Origin of the sequence: Thiosocius teredinicola, assembly GCF_002009425.1 — a bacterium.
Lineage (GTDB): Bacteria > Pseudomonadota > Gammaproteobacteria > Chromatiales > Chromatiaceae > Thiosocius > Thiosocius teredinicola.
In genome coordinates this window covers 2,135,112-2,153,451 of record NZ_CP019936.1, presented here as the reverse complement: position 1 = coordinate 2,153,451, position 18,340 = coordinate 2,135,112, and the positions used below count along the sequence as shown (strand labels likewise).

General features: G+C 59.9%; 20 protein-coding genes. 13 read left to right on the top strand and 7 right to left on the bottom strand.

Annotated elements, in window-relative coordinates; genetic code table 11:
• The first annotated feature begins 33 nt into the window (after nt 1–33).
• Together B1781_RS10320 and B1781_RS10315 are read left to right on the top strand one after the other, a co-directional pair.
• Nucleotides 34–369 carry a c-type cytochrome gene (locus tag B1781_RS10320; RefSeq protein WP_164513332.1) on the top strand — a complete coding sequence of 112 codons (336 nt, stop codon included), beginning with the start codon at nt 34–36 and terminating at the stop codon, nt 367–369.
• Nucleotides 370–374: 5 nt separating this feature from the next.
• Nucleotides 375–800 (top strand): globin family protein, encoded by a 426-nt coding sequence (locus tag B1781_RS10315; protein ID WP_078119596.1) that lies wholly within the window; start codon nt 375–377, stop codon nt 798–800.
• Between the two features lie 75 nt (nt 801–875).
• Here the strand turns inward: B1781_RS10315 and B1781_RS10310 are convergent, their stop codons facing one another.
• The 3 genes from B1781_RS10310 to ald all read right to left on the bottom strand — a co-directional run bounded on the left by B1781_RS10310 (nt 876) and on the right by ald (nt 5,026).
• A complete protein-coding gene (locus B1781_RS10310; RefSeq protein WP_078119595.1) occupies nt 876–1,499 on the bottom strand; it encodes a LolA family protein in 624 nt (207 codons plus the stop codon).
• Nucleotides 1,499–3,769: a DNA translocase FtsK gene (locus B1781_RS10305; RefSeq protein ID WP_078122003.1), complete on the bottom strand. Its 2,271-nt coding sequence runs from the start codon at nt 3,767–3,769 to the stop codon at nt 1,499–1,501. Before B1781_RS10305 ends, B1781_RS10310 begins: the two co-directional genes overlap by 1 nt.
• Nucleotides 3,770–3,967: 198 nt before the next feature.
• Nucleotides 3,968–5,026 carry an alanine dehydrogenase gene (ald, locus tag B1781_RS10300; protein WP_334223956.1) on the bottom strand — a complete coding sequence of 353 codons (1,059 nt, stop codon included), beginning with the start codon at nt 5,024–5,026 and terminating at the stop codon, nt 3,968–3,970.
• A gap of 115 nt (nt 5,027–5,141) precedes the next feature.
• Here ald and trxB point away from each other — a divergent pair, with 115 nt between their 5' ends.
• The gene (gene trxB / locus B1781_RS10295; protein WP_078119594.1) at nt 5,142–6,104 is read left to right on the top strand and encodes a thioredoxin-disulfide reductase; all 963 of its coding nucleotides are present in this window, start codon (nt 5,142–5,144) and stop codon (nt 6,102–6,104) included.
• A gap of 95 nt (nt 6,105–6,199) precedes the next feature.
• Here the strand turns inward: trxB and B1781_RS22935 are convergent, their stop codons facing one another.
• On the bottom strand, nt 6,200–6,895 hold the full coding sequence (locus tag B1781_RS22935; RefSeq protein WP_164513331.1) for a flagellar brake protein: 696 nt from the start codon (nt 6,893–6,895) through the stop codon (nt 6,200–6,202).
• A 229-nt stretch (nt 6,896–7,124) separates the two neighbouring features.
• Between B1781_RS22935 and B1781_RS10285 the strand changes: the two genes are divergently transcribed.
• From B1781_RS10285 to infA, 4 genes are all read left to right on the top strand, one after another.
• Entirely contained in the window at nt 7,125–8,273 is a 1,149-nt protein-coding gene (locus tag B1781_RS10285) for a GNAT family N-acetyltransferase (RefSeq protein WP_334223955.1), read from the top strand.
• Nucleotides 8,270–8,992, top strand: a complete 723-nt coding sequence (gene aat / locus B1781_RS10280; protein ID WP_334223954.1) for a leucyl/phenylalanyl-tRNA--protein transferase — start codon at nt 8,270–8,272, stop codon at nt 8,990–8,992. The genes B1781_RS10285 and aat overlap by 4 nt, the downstream gene beginning before the upstream one ends.
• Nucleotides 8,989–9,720, top strand: coding sequence for an arginyltransferase (locus B1781_RS10275; protein WP_078119591.1), 732 nt, complete (start codon nt 8,989–8,991; stop codon nt 9,718–9,720). The genes aat and B1781_RS10275 overlap by 4 nt, the downstream gene beginning before the upstream one ends.
• A gap of 85 nt (nt 9,721–9,805) precedes the next feature.
• Nucleotides 9,806–10,024: a translation initiation factor IF-1 gene (gene infA / locus B1781_RS10270; RefSeq protein ID WP_078119590.1), complete on the top strand. Its 219-nt coding sequence runs from the start codon at nt 9,806–9,808 to the stop codon at nt 10,022–10,024.
• A gap of 36 nt (nt 10,025–10,060) precedes the next feature.
• On the opposite strand, the gene clpA is transcribed toward infA, so the two are convergent.
• Nucleotides 10,061–12,322, bottom strand: coding sequence for an ATP-dependent Clp protease ATP-binding subunit ClpA (gene clpA / locus B1781_RS10265; RefSeq protein ID WP_078119589.1), 2,262 nt, complete (start codon nt 12,320–12,322; stop codon nt 10,061–10,063).
• A 77-nt stretch (nt 12,323–12,399) separates the two neighbouring features.
• A complete protein-coding gene (gene clpS / locus B1781_RS10260) occupies nt 12,400–12,723 on the bottom strand; it encodes an ATP-dependent Clp protease adapter ClpS (RefSeq protein ID WP_078119588.1) in 324 nt (107 codons plus the stop codon).
• A 463-nt stretch (nt 12,724–13,186) separates the two neighbouring features.
• On the opposite strand from clpS, the gene B1781_RS10255 reads away from it, so the two are divergent.
• Entirely contained in the window at nt 13,187–13,399 is a 213-nt protein-coding gene (locus B1781_RS10255; protein WP_078119587.1) for a cold-shock protein, read from the top strand.
• 100 nt (nt 13,400–13,499) lie between these two features.
• On the opposite strand, the gene icd is transcribed toward B1781_RS10255, so the two are convergent.
• Complete coding sequence (gene icd / locus B1781_RS10250; protein ID WP_078119586.1) at nt 13,500–14,756, bottom strand: NADP-dependent isocitrate dehydrogenase; 1,257 nt, start codon at nt 14,754–14,756, stop codon at nt 13,500–13,502.
• Between the two features lie 70 nt (nt 14,757–14,826).
• Here icd and B1781_RS10245 point away from each other — a divergent pair, with 70 nt between their 5' ends.
• The 5 genes from B1781_RS10245 to hflD all read left to right on the top strand — a co-directional run bounded on the left by B1781_RS10245 (nt 14,827) and on the right by hflD (nt 18,309).
• Nucleotides 14,827–15,447, top strand: a complete 621-nt coding sequence (locus B1781_RS10245; RefSeq protein ID WP_078119585.1) for a pseudouridine synthase — start codon at nt 14,827–14,829, stop codon at nt 15,445–15,447.
• Between the two features lie 18 nt (nt 15,448–15,465).
• On the top strand, nt 15,466–15,912 hold the full coding sequence (locus B1781_RS10240; protein WP_078119584.1) for an NUDIX hydrolase: 447 nt from the start codon (nt 15,466–15,468) through the stop codon (nt 15,910–15,912).
• A complete protein-coding gene (locus B1781_RS10235) occupies nt 15,899–16,531 on the top strand; it encodes a hypothetical protein (protein WP_078119583.1) in 633 nt (210 codons plus the stop codon). Before B1781_RS10240 ends, B1781_RS10235 begins: the two co-directional genes overlap by 14 nt.
• Before the next feature lie 70 nt (nt 16,532–16,601).
• Nucleotides 16,602–17,672: a tRNA 2-thiouridine(34) synthase MnmA gene (mnmA, locus tag B1781_RS10230; RefSeq protein ID WP_078119582.1), complete on the top strand. Its 1,071-nt coding sequence runs from the start codon at nt 16,602–16,604 to the stop codon at nt 17,670–17,672.
• On the top strand, nt 17,653–18,309 hold the full coding sequence (gene hflD / locus B1781_RS10225; RefSeq protein WP_164513330.1) for a high frequency lysogenization protein HflD: 657 nt from the start codon (nt 17,653–17,655) through the stop codon (nt 18,307–18,309). The genes mnmA and hflD overlap by 20 nt, the downstream gene beginning before the upstream one ends.
• The last annotated feature ends 31 nt before the right edge of the window (nt 18,310–18,340 follow it).

Genomic DNA, 18,340 nt, shown 5'->3' with positions numbered 1-18,340 from the left:
CAAGGTCGCCTGATCTTGTTGTTATCGATGCTGATGTCTTCAGCTATCGCGGGCGACAACCCGGCGTACCGGCAGTTCGAGGACAAAGCCTTGGTGCAGGGACGCACCATCTGGTTGGGAACGTGTGAAGGCTGCCACGGCTATGGCATCGCCGGCGCGCCGATCCCGATGGAACCGGACGCATGGCGTCCTCGCCTCGCCCAAGACCGGGCCACGCTGTACCAACACGCTATAGAAGGTTTTTACGGTCCCGACTATACGTACATGCCGCCACGCGGCGGCAACGACAAACTGACCGATGAAGAAGTCCGCCTGGCCGTCGACTACATGGCGACCCTGGCCGAATATTACGTGAAGCACCAGGAGTAAAATTCATGACCCCGCAACAGAAACAACTCGTCAAAGATTCGTGGATCAAGGTTCTGCCGATCAAAGAACAGGCCGCAGAATTGTTCTACGGCCGACTGTTCGAGAAATATCCGGAAGTGAAGCCGTATTTCAAAGGCGACATGAAAGAACAGGGCCGCAAGCTGATGGCCATGCTCAACACCGCCGTCAACGGCCTCGATAATCTCGAATCATTGATCGAGCCGTTGAAGCAATCCGGCAAGGCACACGTCGACTACGGCGTGAAAGCCGAAGACTACGACAAGGTGGGCGATGCCTTCCTGTGGACGCTCGAGCAGGGTCTCGGCGATGCGTTCACGCCGGAAGTCAAAGAGGCATGGACCGTCACCTACACGACGGTCGCCAAAGTGATGATCGATGGTGCCGAGTACAAAGACGCATCGGCCGCTTGATGACACGACCGGTCTGCGCGGCATGAGCTGGCCGCGCAGACGCCGGCTAATCAGATCCCGGGCGCCTTGGCCCGACTACCGATCGCCCTGCAACACATCCCAGTCGTCGTGACCCTGGTATACAAACAGTTGGGGATCGATCGGGACATTGCGCTGCACATCGAAGAAGCGGAAGCGTGAGATCTGGCCGTAGTTGTCGTACAGCTCGAGCAGGCGCAACTCATTACCCTCGAACGCCAGCAACACACGCACGAAATCGCTTTCCTTGTCGCGCGGAATCAGTTCCAACCACTGAAGGCCACGCCGTTCGCCGATATCGACGACCTCGAAGTCATCGTCCACTGAACGCTCGTTGGCGAGAAACGCCGCCGGCGTACCTTTTAGTGCCCAGTCCTGATAATGGCGGGTGACCTGCTTGAGCTCTTCTTCGATAACCCAGACGTCACGCCCATCGGCGAGGATCACCTGCTTGTTCGGTGAGACATAGTCCCAGCGAAAATGACCGGGACGTTCGAGCAGAAACAGGCCGTGCATCTGGCCGGTCGTCGCCTGCTCGGTATCGAGCACCGATTGTTCGAACTTGGCCTGCAGCGTCGACAGGCCCTGCATGAAGTTGTCCAGCGCATCGCGCGCCGGGCCCGCTATCGCGAGCGAATGCAACAGGTACAAGCCTGCCGCCACGAGTATCTTGAATTTCATCAGTCCGTTACCGGTGGTGGCGCCAGCACTTCGCGGTTACCGCGCTCATCGGCGGTGCTGACGATACCGATCCGTTCCATTTCTTCGACCAAGCGCGCCGCGCGGTTGTATCCGATCTTCAACCGACGCTGCACGCCCGAAACGGACGCACGTCGCGTTTCGGTAACTACCTTCACGGCATCGTCGAACAACGGATCCTGATCCTCTGTATCGACACCGGAAGCCTCGGCAGATAGACCCGGTATCGCCTCGGTAGGTTCCTGCAGAATTTCGTCGACATAGTTAGGCTGCCCGCTCTGCTTCAGGTGACTGACCACGCGGTGCACCTCGTGATCGTCGACGAAAGCACCGTGCGTACGCTGCGGGAAACTGGTGCCCGGCGGCAGGTACAGCATGTCGCCGTGCCCCAACAATGCCTCGGCGCCCATCTGATCGAGAATAGTGCGCGAATCGACACGCGACGAGACCTGGAAAGCGATACGCGTCGGGATGTTCGCCTTGATCAGACCGGTGATGACGTCGACCGACGGACGCTGCGTTGCCAGCAACAGGTGAACACCGGCGGCGCGCGCCTTCTGCGCGAGGCGTGCGATCAGTTCTTCGACCTTCTTGCCAACGACCATCATCATGTCGGCGAACTCATCGACGACAACGACGATGTACGGCATCGGATGCAGATCGGGTATCTCCGGCAGATCGCCGGTGATCGGATCGGGCTCGGGTTTGAACAAAGGGTCTTTGATCGGTTCGCCGGCCTTGGCCGCCTCTTTGACCTTCTTGTTGTAGCCGGCGATGTTGCGCACGCCGAGCGAGGCCATCAGGCGATAGCGCCGTTCCATCTCGGCGACACACCAGCGCAGCGCGTTCGCCGCCTCTTTCATGTCGGTCACGACCGGCGTCAACAGGTGCGGGATACCTTCGTAGACCGACAGCTCCAGCATCTTGGGATCGATCATGATCATGCGGATGTCTTCTGCGGTCGCCTTGTACAACAGGCTGAGAATCATCGCGTTGACCGCGACCGATTTACCCGAACCCGTGGTACCGGCGATCAACGCGTGCGGCATCTTGGCCAGATCGGCAACCACCGGCTCGCCGACAATGTCCTTGCCCAGCGCCAGCGTCAGTGGCGACTTGGAACGGTCATAGGCCTCCGAGCGCAGGGTTTCACTGAGGTAGACCATCTCGCGGTGTTCGTTCGGAATCTCCAGGCCGATCACCGACTTGCCCGGAATCACCTCGACCACGCGCACCGAGACGGTCGACAGTGCACGTGCCAGGTCTTTCGACAGGTTGGTAACCTTGCTGACCTTAGTGCCGGCTGCGAGCAACAGCTCGAACAAGGTAACGACCGGGCCGGGATGCACCGCGGTAACTTCGGCGGTAATACCGAAGTCGGCCAGCTTGCGCTCGACCTGACCCGACAAAGCCTGCAACGCCTCGGTCGACAGACCCTTGCCGCTGTGCTGCGGCGGATCGAGCAGGCTCAACGGCGGTAGTTCGGTATTCGGTTCGGGTTCGAGCAAGGTCATCTGGCGTTCCTTCTCGACCCGCACGCTCGACTTGATGGTCGGCTCTTTCTTCTCGATGATCGGCGGCGGTTTGTCGCGGGTGCGTTCCTGCTCTTTCTTGAACACCTCCTGGCGTTCCTGCTTCATCTTGTTGGCTTCGCGCCGCTCGGCAGCACTGCCGATCAACATGGTCGCCTGTCGCCACGCATTGAGAATGAAGCCGCCCAAACCATCCATGACGCCCAACCACGACACGCCGGTGAACAACGTGAAACCGGTCAGCAACAAGGCCAGCAACAGCAGACTGGCGCCGGCCTGGTTCAACACGGCCTGACCCGACGAACCGATCAGGTCGCCGGTGATGCCACCCGGCCCGCGAGGCAGCTCATCGCTGAATCCAAAGTGCATTGATGCCAACGCGGTCGCGCTCAGCACGGTCAGTACGAAGCCGACCCAACGCGCGACCCGTAGATAGACGCTGTGCTCTTCCTCGTCGCGCTCACGGAACATGACCCAGCCGCCCCAGGCGATCATCACCGGGAACAGGTAGGCGACCTTGCCGAACAACAGGAACAACACGCTGGCCACCCAGGCGCCGGCGACACCGCCCGCATTGTCGGCGTGTTGCTTGCCGCTCTCGAACAGCCAACTGGGATCGTCCTTGGAGTACGAGAACAACGCCATCAGGAAGTAGACACCGATCGCCAACAGCAGCAGAAAGGCCCCTTCCTTGAGTCGCTTGTTCAGCGTTGCATGCATCTCACGAACACCAAATTCATAAAACAAACAATAATTTATAAAGTCTTCTAAAGGTAATTTGCGAATTATTGCACAGACCGGCGGGCGGCGACAGCGGGCGTCGCGGCAGCGCATACTAGCAAAATCTGCCGCGACCCATCGGGCATCTGTCGCTAAATGCGCGCAAATCCGGCCGAAGTGGCGCGAAACAAGCGTTTCCTACAAGAGTGCCGGGTGAACGACCTTGCCGTCGTGAACGTTCACCCCGCCGGCTAGTCGCGGGTCAGCCTGCCAGTCGGGTGTCAGCAGAACCTTCAAATAAGGCACCATCGCCGCGGACAACGCCTGGGTGGCGCTGCGCGGGACGGCGCCGGGCATGTTGGTAACGCAGAAATGGCGGACACCTTCTTCAAGGTAGGTCGGATCATCGTAGGTGGTCGGTCGCGTGGTCTCCACACACCCGCCCTGGTCGACCGAGATATCGACGATCACGCTACCCGGCCGCATCTGCGCGACCTGTGCGCGAGAGACGACGCGTGGCGCAGCAGCGCCCGGCAGCAGCACTGCACCGACGACCAGATCGGCGTCGGCAACCTTCTCGTCGACCACCGATTTGGTCGGCACCAGCGCCGTGATGTTCGGAGCCAGGTGATGCATGTGCGCCAGTTGCTGCGGGTTCTTGTCGAACACGGTAACGTTCGCGCCCAATGCCGAGGCAGCGCGTACGGCTGCACCGCCGGCCGTACCGGCGCCGAACACTACCACGTTGCCCCGCTCCACCGCCGCCAGCCCGCCGAGCAGAATGCCGGGGCCACCCTGCGGAATATGCAGCAGGTGCGCGCCGACCTGGATCGCGATACGACCGGCGATGTCGCTCATCGGCACCAGGATCGGCAGACGACCCTGATCGACCACCGTCTCGAAGGCGATCGCGGTCAACCCGATATCGCACAGTTTCCGGGTGAGCGTCGGGTTCGGTGCAAGATGCAGGTAGCAGAACAGCAGGTGATTGCGCTTGAGCCGATGCAACTCCGGTTCAATCGGCTCCTTGACCTTCACCACCAGCTCGGCCCAGTCGTACAACGCGTCTGCATCGGGCAGGATCTGCACGCCGTGATGTGCGTAATCGCTGTCTGGATAGCCACTCGGAATGCCCGCGCCACTCTCGATACCGACCTCGATCCCTTGGTGGGTCAGGTCGCCAGCCGCGGTTGGCGTCAGGGCCACACGCCCTTCGAGCGGTTTGATTTCCTTCGGTACACCCACCTTCAAACTCATGGTTTTACCTCCGTACGGGGTCTCTTATAGTATGGCCGGCCGTGAGCCGATACCATCGCGCATCGCCGCGCCACAGGCGCGCTCAAAAAAGCCGTAATAGACAGGAGACACTCGCATGAGCGAAACCAAGCATTGCAGACTGCTGATTCTGGGATCCGGCCCTGCCGGTTATTCCGCAGCCGTCTACGCCGCCCGCGCCAACCTGAACCCGGTACTGGTCACCGGCATGGAGCAAGGCGGCCAGCTCATGACGACCACCGATGTCGACAACTGGCCCGGCGACAACGACGGCGTCCAGGGGCCGGACCTGATGGCGCGCATGCAAAAGCACGCCGAACGCTTCGAGACCGAGATCATTTTCGATTACATCTCCGAAGTCGACTTGAGCCAGCGGCCGTTCCAGCTCAAGGGCGACAGCCAGCGTTACACCGCCGATGCGCTGATCATCTCTACCGGTGCATCCGCCCAGTACCTCGGCCTGCCGTCGGAAGAGGCCTTCAAGGGCAAAGGCGTGTCGGCCTGCGCAACCTGTGACGGTTTCTTCTACCGCAATCAAAAGGTGGCCGTGATCGGTGGCGGCAACACCGCCGTCGAAGAGGCCCTGTATCTTTCGAACATCGCCTCAGAGGTCATCCTGGTGCACCGTCGCGATGCCTTGCGCTCTGAGAAGATCCTGCAGGACCATCTGTTCGAAAAAGAAAAGAGCGGTAACGTCACGATCGAGTGGAACCATGTGCTCGACGAGGTTCTCGGAGACGACAGCGGCGTGACCGGCATGCGCATCAAGAGCACCGTCGACGACAGCACCAAGGACGTCGATATCCACGGCCTGTTCATCGCCATCGGCCACAAGCCGAACACCGACATCTTTGTCGACCAGCTCGAGATGCATAACGGCTACATCAAGGTCAAAAGCGGCACCGAAGGCAACGCCACCGCAACCTCGGTCGAAGGGGTGTTTGCCGCAGGCGACGTGATGGACCACGTATACCGTCAAGCCATCACCTCGGCCGGTAGCGGCTGCATGGCCGCACTCGATGCCGAGAAATACCTCGACGCACTCGAAAAGAAAGGCTGAGATTGCGCTGATTACAGCGAAAACGGCGGTGCCAGAAAGGCGCCGCCGTTTTTGTTTGCATCGGATTCGAACGGTGCGCGTCAGGCGCGGCGGTTTCAGTCCCGCTGGCCCCACAAGGCATCTTTCAGCACCTGGTTGGTCACCCAGGCATGCAGCAGGATCTGCTGGAACCGGCTCAGCGCACGAAACTGCACGCCGGTATAGAACACCGAGTGTTCTATGCCTTCGTTTTCCTCTATGCGCTCGGTTGCATTGCGCACGTCGGCCAACAGGCCCAGTTCCTCTTTGCCGCCCGAGATCAGCAGGTGGAACTTCATGTGCAGGCGCTCGCCATCCTCCGCCACCTCGACATCCGTGGCGATCTTGGCGCCGGTCTCGCTGAGGTCGACAATCGTGCCGGGCCGAAAGTTCTGGTCGATGTTCTCGTCCTTGGTGTTGCGCACCGACACGTCGATATCGGCGCTGACCCGCGAACCGTTGCGGATCAGTATCTGTTCGACCTCTTCCGGGTATTCGAAATGCAGATGGGGGTAAGGACGCATCGCGGTGTCGAGCACCCGTGCCTTGAAACCCAGCACCCGCTCACCCTTGAGTACGCGGATATTGAACCGCTGACCTTCACGCAGGATGCTGACCCGGCCATTGTGCGTCGGCGCGGTGGTCACAAGGCTGCCGCCCGGCAGATAGCCGATCAGGCGCACCGAATGTCGCGGTGCATTCTCCGGCGAGGCCGATTGGATCTGCAGCACCGATCCGGGCGGAATACTCAATAGATCAGTTTTCGGGTTCACGGCCATTATGTCGGTAACCGAGCGAGAATCTTTATCCCACCCGCTACCCAGACCGCTGGCGATCGAAGTATTGGGTTGAGCACCAGCCGCGGCGCTTGCGAAAAACTGCTCAAAGCATCGCGGCACCGCGATCGAACACAAAGGCATTTTTGAGCTGCCTTCTGGTTGACCGGCCGGCACAGAGATCATACCGTTTCTCTCATCATTCGCTACATTCGCAAGTGCAGGTGTGACTTTGCGATTGAAGATCGTCGAACACATCGCCGAGATCGACCGCGACGCATGGAACGCACTCGGCGTTGCCGCCTATCCGTTTCTGCGACACGAGTTTCTCGCCGCCCTCGAAGCCGAAGGCTGCCTCGGTGAACGCTACGGCTGGTTACCGCGTCACCTCGCCTTGTGGAACGACGATGGGCAACTGGTCGGCGCCGCGCCGCTTTACCTCAAGTTCAACTCCTACGGCGAGTTCGTGTTCGACTGGGCGTGGGCGGATGCCTACGCGCGCCAGGGACTCGAGTACTATCCCAAGCTGGTCAGCGCCTCGCCGTATACGCCGGCGACCGGCCCCAAGCTGCTCACCCACCCGAACGCACCCGAGGGCACCGCAACGGGCTTGATCGCTGCCGGCCAGGAGCTTGCCGAGCAGATGGGCGTATCGTCGCTGCATTGGTTGTTCACATTGCCGCACGAGACCGAGGCGCTCGAAGACATCGGCCTGATGCGTCGCGTCGGCTGCCAGTTTCATTGGGAGAACCAGGGCTACGCGGATTTCGAGGCGTTCCTGGCGACCCTGAGCTCCGGCAAACGCAAGAACATCCGCAAGGAGCGGCGGCGCGTGGTCGAGGCCGGGGTCACTTTCCGCCTGCTCGATGGGCATACGGCCACGCCGGAGGACTGGCGCATCTTCCACCACTTCTACGAGTCGACGTTCGACAAGCGTGGCGGTATACCAACCTTGTCGCTCGGCTTCTTCGAATCGCTCGCGCGCTCGTTGCCGGATGGCGTGCTGCTGGTCATGGCCGATCACGACGCTCATCCGGTGGCCGCAGCGTTCTGCCTGGTCGGTGAAAACACCCTGTACGGCCGACACTGGGGCTGCAGTGAATTCTTCGACAACCTGCACTTCGAGGCCTGCTATTACCAGGGCCTGGACTTCTGCATCCAACGCGGTCTGCAACGCTTCGAGCCCGGCGCCCAGGGCGAGCACAAGGTGGCACGCGGATTCCTGCCGACCGAGACCTTGTCGGCCCACTGGGTCGCCGATCCACGCTTCCGCGAGGCGATTGCAAAACATCTCGACTACGAACGTGCCGGGATGCAGGATTACATCAACGAGATGCAAACCCGCAGTCCCTACCGGGTGACGGACACAAGGTGATATTCGATTTGGATGGCACGCCGCCGGACGTCGGTTTTCCCGAAACGCGCCTGGCGGAGAAAGACCCGAACGGCCTGCTCGCCATCGGCGGCGACCTGTTGCAGGAAAGGATTCTGACGGCCTACCGGCAGGGCATCTTTCCGTGGTACAGCGCAGGCCAGCCCATTCTGTGGTGGAGCCCCGCCCCGCGCATGGTGTTGCACCCGGACGAGGTGCACGTGTCACGCAGCCTGCGCAAGGTGATGCGCCAAGGCGCTTTCGAGGTCAGCATCAACCACGACTTCGAGGGTGTCATCCGCGCCTGCGCCGCACCGCGCAGCCAGCAGGAAGGTACCTGGCTGGTACCTGAGATGATCCGTGCCTATTGCGAACTGCATCGCAACGGATACGCCCACTCGCTCGAGATTTGGCAAGGTGAATCTTTGGTCGGCGGTCTGTATGGTGTCGCTATCGGCGAAATGTTCTATGGTGAATCCATGTTCAGTCGCAAGCCCAACGCCTCCAAGCTGGCCTTCGCCAAGCTGGCCGAGATTGCCCTCGAACATCCCTTCCAGCTGATTGACTGCCAGATCCACACCGATCATCTCGCGAGCCTCGGCGCGCGCGAGATCGGCCGGGAGGCCTTTCATTCGAAGATCGCGGCTGCCGTCGACAAGCCGGGCCGCCCGCTCGGACGCATCGAACGCACCCCGGTTGCACACATGCGGTGGGCGCAATGAACCGCATGAAGCGTCACCTGCCCCTGTACCTGTCGGCGCCGCACGCCTGCAGCTACTTGCCCGGGCGACAGAGCAATACGCTGTTCACCGACCCCGACCAAGCGATGGACATGTCGACCTACAGCGAATTGCTGCGCTACGGTTTCCGACGCAGTGGCTCCATGGTGTATTCGCCACGCTGCGATCATTGCCAGCAGTGCGTTTCGGTACGCGTGCCGGTCGACGACTTCGCCCCACGTCGCGCCCACCGACGCGTGATCAAGGCCAATCGCGATATCGAGGTCTACGACCACCCGGCGGTATTCAACGACGAGCACTACGCGCTCTACCAACGCTACACGCGCGCCCGGCACGAGGATGGCGACATGGCCAACGCCTCGAGCGACGACTATATGAGCTTCCTGCAGACCGACTGGTGCGATACCCAGTTTCTGGAGTTTCGCCGCAGCAAGCAGTTGATGGCGGTTGCCGTTACCGACATGCCGACAGACGGCTTGTCGGCCGTGTACACCTTTTTCGATCCCGACTATGCGGATCGCTCGCTGGGCACCTTCGCCATCCTGAGCCAGATCCGCTACGCCCGCGCCCGCCGATTGTCCTACCTGTACCTGGGCTACTGGATCCAGGAATGCCGCAAGATGGCCTACAAGGTGAATTTCCGTCCGATCGAACTGTGGCAGCAGGGGCAATGGCTTCGGCTTGAAGCCGGCGTTCCTTTGCCCAGTTAAACGTTTCCAGCCCTACTTCGCTTTGCTATAATACCGCGCCTTGTGAGCGGCCCCTGGTCGGGTACGCATAATCGGACAGGAATACATGGCGAAAGAAGACGTTATCGAAATGGAAGGCACCGTGGTCGACACGTTGCCGAACACGATGTTCCGCGTTGAGCTCGAGAACGGGCACGTGGTAACTGCACATATCTCCGGCAAGATGCGCAAACACTACATCCGCATCCTCACCGGCGACAAAGTGAAGGTGGAACTCACCCCCTACGACCTCACCAAAGGCCGCATCGTCTACCGCGAACGCTGATTGCCGTTGCCCTTTATCAGGGCAGACAGCACCAGCTCAGTGCACCAGCGCCCCTTCAAAATCGAACGTCAGTTCACCGTCGGCAACCCCGATCCGCACAGCACCACCCTGCGATAGCCGGCCGAACAGCAGCTCCTCCGCCAACGCCTTCTTGATGTGCTCCTGGATCACCCGGGCCATCGGACGCGCACCCATCTTCGGATCGTAGCCTTTGCCTGCCAGCCACTCCCGCACCTCGGGCTCGACGCTCATCGCGACTTGCTTTTCATGCAGTTGCTGCTCGAGTTCGAACAGGAACTTGTCGACCACGTTCATGATGGTCTTCTGATCGAGACCGTTGAACTGAATAATCGAGTCGAGACGGTTGCGGAACTCGGGCGTGAACAGCTTTTCGATCGCACCTATCGCATCGCTGCTGTGATCCTGGGTCATGAACCCAATCGAGGCACGGCTCGATTCGCTGGCCCCGGCGTTGGTGGTCATGATGATGATCACGTTGCGGAAGTCGGCCTTGCGACCATTGTTGTCGGTCAACGTACCGTGATCCATGACCTGCAACAGCAGGTTGAACACATCTGGGTGCGCCTTTTCGATCTCGTCGAGCAGCAGCACCGAATGCGGATGCTTGTTGATCTCTTCGGTCAGCAGACCGCCCTGGTCGTAGCCGACGTAGCCGGGCGGCGCACCGATCAATCGCGACACCGTGTGCCGTTCCATGTACTCGGACATATCGAAACGGATCAGCTCCAGGCCGAGCACGCGCGCCAACTGCCGGGTCACCTCGGTCTTGCCGACACCGGTAGGACCGGCAAACAGGAAGCTGCCGACCGGCTTCTGATCCGTGCCCAGGCCTGAGCGGTTCATACGGATCGCCGCCGACAGGGCCTCGATTGCCTGGTTCTGACCGAACACGACCATCTCCAGGTCGCGCTGCAGGTTGCGCAGTGCCTCGGTATCGGTCGCCGACACCTTGCGCGGCGGAATGCGTGCGATCTTGGCGACGATTCCTTCGATGTCACCGACCGAGACGCTTTTCTTGCGTTTCGACACGGCGAGCAACTGGTTGGCCGCACCGGCTTCGTCGATCACGTCGATCGCCTTGTCGGGCATGTGCCGGTCGTTGATGTACTTGTCGGCGAGCTCGGCCGCCGCACGCAGCGCCTTGACCGAATACTTCACCTGGTGATGTTCTTCGAAGCGCGTCTTCAGCCCCTTGAGGATCTGAATCGTCTCCTCAACCGAAGGCTCGTTGATATCGATCTTCTGGAAGCGGCGCGCGAGTGCGCGGTCTTTTTCGAAGATGCCACGGTATTCCTGGTAAGTGGTCGAACCGATGCAGCGTAGCTCGCCCGACGCCAATACCGGCTTGATCAGGTTCGACGCGTCCATCACACCGCCGGAAGCCGCGCCGGCGCCGATGATCGTGTGGATCTCGTCGATGAACAGGATTGCCTCGGGCTGACGCTTGAGGTCGGCCAGCACCGCCTTCAAACGCTTCTCGAAATCGCCGCGATACTTGGTGCCCGCAACCAGCCCGCCCATATCGAGTGCGTATAGGGTGCAACCGGTCAACACATCGGGCACCTCGCCATCGACGATCTTCTTGGCGAGCCCTTCGGCGATTGCGGTTTTACCGACGCCGGCCTCACCGACGAACAACGGGTTGTTCTTGCGCCGGCGGCAGAGGATCTGCACGGTACGATCGACCTCGAGTTGACGGCCGATCAGCGGGTCGATTTTGCCGCGACGCGCCTGATCGTTGAGGTTGGTCGCGTAGGTTTCGAGCGCACTTTCCTGGCGACCTTCGCCGGTTTCTGCATCCGCCGCTTCGTTGTCGGCGGCATGATCGCTCGGTTCGTCGCTCGATACCTTCGAGATTCCGTGCGAGATGTAATTCACTACGTCGAGGCGGGTGATGTTCTGGCGGTCGAGGAAGTACACCGCCTGCGACTCCTGTTCGCTGAAGATCGCAACCAGCACATTGGCGCCGGTAACCTCTTTCTTTTCCGACGACTGCACGTGAAACACGGCACGCTGCAGCACCCGTTGGAAACCCAGTGTCGGCTGCGTCTCCCGACTGTCGTCGTCCATGATCAGGGGTGTCGTTTCTTCCAGGAAACTGTCGATGTCTTTGCGAAGGCTTTCGATATCGGCACCGCAGGCACGCAGCACCTGGGCGGCAGCGGGGTTATCCAGCAACGCGAGCAGCAGATGCTCGATCGTCATGAACTCGTGCTGTTTCTCCCGGGCATTTTTGAAAGCCTGGTTGAGGGTAAATTCCAGCTCTTTACTCAACATGTCTCAGCATCCAGTAACCGCTCGTTATGTTTACGCTCTGAGTTAACCCAAAGCCCGCAGGTTCCGCACCTCGATGATCAGGCCTCTTCCAGCGTGCACAGCAAGGGATGCTGGTTCGCACGCGAGTGTTCGTTCACCTGGGCCACCTTGGTCTCGGCCACGTCCTTTGAGAACACCCCGCAGACTCCCATGCCCCGGGTGTGGACGTGCAACATGACCTGAGTAGCCTTTTCACGATTCATGCCAAAGAACTGCTCCAGCACATGAACGACGAACTCCATAGGAGTGTAGTCGTCGTTAAGGAGCAGCACTTTAAACAGTGGCGGTCGCTTCAGTTTCGGCCGCGATTGTTCGACCGCGAGATCACCGTCACTACCTTGGTGTTCGTTGTCTTTGCTCATAATCCGCCTAAGTCTAGTCCAATCGTTCAACCTTACATGCAGCCGATTCTACCAGTGTCGCACGCTCTTCCTATGGCGGATTAGGCGCTGAAAAGTAGCGATGGGACGCGGTTGAAAGTGCGGTTCGATCGATCATTTTTCAAGGCTCGAAACAGCCCAATTTTTGTGCAAGTGCACATAAATTTATTGGGGAAAAGCACCGAAATAACGCATTTCTTGAACGCCGACTCATCACGTCGGCGCCGAAGGTAGTTCCTGCATCTTCTTGTTTTATCAGTTATTTCAGTATTTGTTTATTACCTGTTTTTATGAAAAAGAATGAGGTTAGTTTGACCATTCTCATTGTGCAGATATACTCCAACATGGTGCACGAAATAAGAACCCGACCAGCGCCTAAGTTCTACTTATGGCTGGGAAAAGAAGGGAGCACCATCGTTGTAGAGTTAGCTTTGGAGGAGTGCTTATGGCCACCGGTGTTGTGAAGTGGTTTAACAACGCAAAAGGTTACGGTTTCGTAACCCCGGATGACGGAGAACAAGACGTATTTGTGCATTTTTCGGCAATCGATATGGAAGGATATCGAACGCTCAAAGAAGGACAACGGGTAGAGTTCGAGGTTGAGCAAGGCCCGAAAGGTTTACATGCACAAAATCTACACGCCGCGTCAGCCGTGTAACGCATATAACCACTGATCCGGCGCATCGCGTCGACAAAAAATAAAAAGCCTGCCGAGCGGCAGGCTTTTTTTATTGTCTCACCGCTATGGCGAGCATCGATTACATATTGGCGATCATCGCGTCGCCGAACTCCGAGCAACTCAGCAGCTTGGCATCGTCCATCAGGCGCTCGAAGTCGTAGGTCACGGTCTTCGCGCCGATGGTCGTTTCCATTGACGTAATGATCAGGTCGGCAGCCTCTACCCAACCCATGTGACGCAACATCATTTCGGCCGACAGGATCAGCGAACCCGGGTTTACCTTGTCCTGTCCGGCATACTTCGGCGCGGTGCCATGCGTTGCCTCGAACATCGCGACGGAGTCGGAAAGGTTCGCACCCGGTGCGATACCAATACCACCGACCTGTGCAGCCAGGGCGTCGGAGACATAGTCACCATTGAGGTTCAAGGTGGCGATGACGTCGTACTCCTTCGGACGCAGCAGAATCTGCTGCAGGAACGCATCGGCGATGACGTCTTTTACAACGATTTCTTTACCGGTTCTCGGGTTCTTGAAGGTGCACCACGGGCCACCGTCGAGTTCGGTTGCACCAAACTCTTCCTTGGCCAGTTCATAGCCCCACTCTTTGAAGGCACCTTCGGTGAACTTCATGATGTTGCCTTTGTGCACCAGCGTTACCGAGGCACGATCGTTGTCGATCGCATATTGGATAGCCTTGCGTACGAGACGTTTGGTGCCCTCGCTCGACACCGGCTTTACGCCGATACCGGAGGTTTCAGGGAAGCGGATTTTGGTCACGCCCATCTCGTTGATTAGGAAGTCGATGACCTTCTTGACCTCGGCGGAACCCGACTGCCACTCGACGCCGGCATAGATGTCTTCGGAGTTCTCGCGGAAGATCACCATGTCGGTGTATTCGGGATGCAGCAAGGGGCTGGGCGTGCCGTTGAAGTAACGCACCGGGCGCAGGCAGACGTAGAGGTCAAGCTCTTGGCGCAGCGTCACGTTGAGCGAGCGGATACCGCCACCCACCGGCGTGGTCAGCGGGCCTTTGATCGAGACGACATAGTCCTTGACCGCCTCGAGACTTTCGTCCGGCAGCCACACGCCTTCGCCGTAGACGCGCGTCGACTTCTCGCCGGCATAGATCTCCATCCAGGCGATCTTGCGGTCACCGCCATAGGCCTTGGCCACCGCGGCATCGACAACCTTCATCATGACCGGGCTGATATCCACACCGATGCCGTCGCCCTCGATGTAAGGGATAATCGGGTTGGCCGGAACATTGAGAGAGTAATCGGCGTTGACGGTAATCTTGTCGCCGTCGCTCGGGATCTGAATCTTGTCGAATGCCATGGAGCTCCATCCGCTTGTGGGTCTTACGAAGAGCTGAATTCTAGCACCGAGTCGACGTAGGCTTCATTCCATGCCTCAATTGATACTGTTCAATAAACCCTACAACGTGCTCACCCAATTCACCGATCGTGAGGGTCGCGCGACGCTGGCCGACTTCATTTCCCTGCCAAACGTCTACCCGGCCGGCCGCCTGGACCGCGACAGCGAGGGCCTGCTTTTGCTAACCGACGACGGCGCCCTCGCCCACCAGCTGACCGAACCGCGCAAAAAGACCTGGAAGACCTACTGGGCACAGGTGGAACGCGTGCCGAGCGACGCCGACCTCAAGCCCCTGCGCGACGGTGTGACACTCAAAGATGGGCCGGCCAAACCGGCCAAGGTGCGCCTGATCGACGCGCCCGGGCTATGGCCGCGCGACCCACCGGTGCGGTTTCGCGCCAACATCCCCACCCAGTGGCTGGAGATCCGGATTCACGAAGGGCGCAACCGCCAGGTGCGTCGCATGACAGCGGCGATCGGTTTTCCGACGCTGCGCCTGGTGCGCGTCGCGATCGGCGACTGGTCACTCGGCAATCTGCAACCCGGCGAATGGAAAGCACTGCAAGTGGAATCGCCTACCCGCAGCAACACCCGGCCACGCTCGCCGGCGCGGCCAAAAGTGCACAAGTCTCCGCGAGGCACACGACGCTGAGGTGGTAGAATCGCCACCATGCGCTGGTCTCCCTCGGTTACGGTTGCGGCAGTTGTACGCCGCCAGGATGCTTTTCTCGTCGTCGAAGAACGCCCGCAAGGCGTGTCCGTCATCAACCAGCCCGCCGGCCATCTCGAGCAGGGCGAAACACTGATCGAGGCGGTGTGCCGCGAGGTGCTTGAAGAGACCGGGTGCCACTTCACGCCAGCAGGACTGGTCGGCGTTTACCAATGGCAGGTACCCAGCACCGATCGCAGCTACCTGCGTTTCTGTTTTGCCGGCGACGTCGGCGATCCGGTGCCGGGCCATTCGCTCGACCCGGACATCATCGCCACGCATTGGCTGTCACGCGCCCAGATCGCGGACGGTGCACTCCAACCACGTAGCCCGATGGTGTTGCAATGTATCGACGATGCCCTGCATCGCTCCCCCCTACCGCTCGAGGTGCTGCATGCGTTTGTTTAGTACCTTGATTGTCACGCTCACCCTTGCCGGGTGCATAGTCGCTGAAGACAACGTCACGCCCTATGCCGAGCTCTACCGTCTGTATGACTACCCGCAGACCTTGACTCGCGAGCAGGTGCCGGTGTGCTTCCACCATGGCTGCGCGAGCGTCAAGCATGTCGAGATCGACGAGCGCCACTGGCAGCAGGTCAGCCGACACCTGCGCCAGCCGGCCGCAGACGCCGCGGCCGAACGCGAGCAGGTGCGCGCAGCGGTCGCCGAAATGGAGCACGTCACCGGCGAGCTGGCCGGCACATCGGGTGATATCGCGGGCGACCTCGGCAGTTTCGGCACGCTCGAACCGCAGATGGATTGCATCGACGAATCGGCCAACACCACCACCTATCTGACGTTGTTCGAGCAGGCAGGGCTGTTGCGCTTTCACCGGGTCAGCAGTCGTGCCAACCGCGGCATGATCTTCTATGGCGGCATGCCGCACTACTCGGCCATGCTCACCGAGAACCAGACGGGCAAACAGTGGGTCATCGACTCGTGGTTTCGCGACAACGGTCAGCCGCCGGACGTGGTCGATCTGCAAACCTGGAAAGATGGCTGGAAGCCGGATGGCTTCACGTTCTGAATGGTCGCCCTGCCCCGATACTGACCGTCAAATCTGAAGATGTCTTGTTCAATCGCAGCGTGTGCAACCCATGAAAGGTAAAGTCATTGTCGGCCTGTCCGGTGGCGTCGATTCGTCGGTCGCCGCCTTGCGCCTGCTCGACCAGGACTGGCAGGTCGAAGGCCTGTTCATGAAGAACTGGGAAGAAGACGACGACGCCGACTACTGCGCTGCGGCCGAAGACCTTGCCGATGCACGTGCGGTCGCCGAGCAGTTATCGATCCCGCTGCATACGATCAACTTCGCCAGCGAGTATTGGGATCGGGTGTTTGCCTATTTCCTCGACGAGTACCGCGCCGGTCGCACCCCCAACCCGGACGTGCTGTGCAACCGCGAGATCAAGTTCAAGGCATTCCTCGACTATGCGCTGCACCTGGGCGCCGACAAGATCGCAACCGGGCACTACGCGGGTGTCGCCTGCGACGAACAACAGTGCCACTTATTGACTGCGCACGATGCCAACAAGGACCAGACCTATTTTCTGTATATGCTCGGACAACATGCTCTGCGCCATACCCTGTTTCCGCTGAACGACATCGACAAGCAGGACGTGCGCAGATTGGCCGAGCAGGCCGGCTTTCCCAATCACAAGAAGAAAGACAGCACCGGCATCTGCTTTATCGGTGAGCGTCGATTTCGCGACTTCCTCGCGCAGTACCTGCCGGCCAATCCCGGCGAGATCCGCACCGCCGACGGCAAATGCATCGGCGAGCATCAAGGGCTGATGTACTACACCCTGGGACAACGCCAGGGGCTGGGTATCGGCGGCGTCGCCGATGCGCCCGACGAACCCTGGTACGTCGTTGCCAAGGATCTGGTCAACAACCGCTTGGTGGTTGCCCAAGGTCACGACAACCCGCTGTTGTTCCGCGACCGGCTCACCGCAAGACAATTGCATTGGGTGGACGGCGCCGGCCCGACGCAGACGATACGCTGTATGGCGCGCTGTCGGCATCGTCAACCGTTGCAGGCATGTACGGCATCGGTAGAAGGCGATACGCTGTCCGTCATATTCGAGCAACCGCAACGTGCGGTGACCCCGGGACAGTCGGTCGTTTTGTACGACGGTGAATGCTGCCTCGGTGGCGGAATCATCGACTGATCGCAACATGGCCAGCTATTCGAACAACGATCGCATCATTGCCCTGTCCGGTGTTTTTCAGGCGGCCAAACTGGCGCGTGATATCGCGCGCACGGGCCAATGCGATGCCAATGCGTTTCGTGCGGCGCGCCAATCGCTGTTCGATTTCGAGCCCGAATCGGTGGCAGGCGTGTTCGGCGGCATCGGCGGTGTAACGATCGGGTTGCGCACGCTGACCTCGCAACTGGAAAAACCGCAGCGACCGGATATGGAAATCTCACGGTATGTCATCTCGGTCATCCACCTCGCCGACCGGCTGATGCGCAGCGATAACGGGATGCAGAACCTGCACACCGATCTGTCGGCCCTCGCCCGCCGCCTCAACCACTTCGATCTGAGCGAATCAGTGCAGAACGAGCAGCTTTCGCAGATCTATCAAGAGCAGATAAGCCCACTCGGCCCGCGCATCATGGTGCAAGGCGAGCCGCTGCATCTGCAGAACCCGGAAAACACGGCTCGCATTCGCGCCGTATTGCTTGCCGGCATCCGCGCGGCCGTTCTCTGGCGCCAGGCCGGCGGCAAGAAATGGCAGCTGCTATTCAAGCGCCGTGCCATTGCCGAGTCGGCGCGTGACATGGTCGACAGATTTGCCAACTGACTCAACTTGCGCGGCAACTTTTCGGGTGATT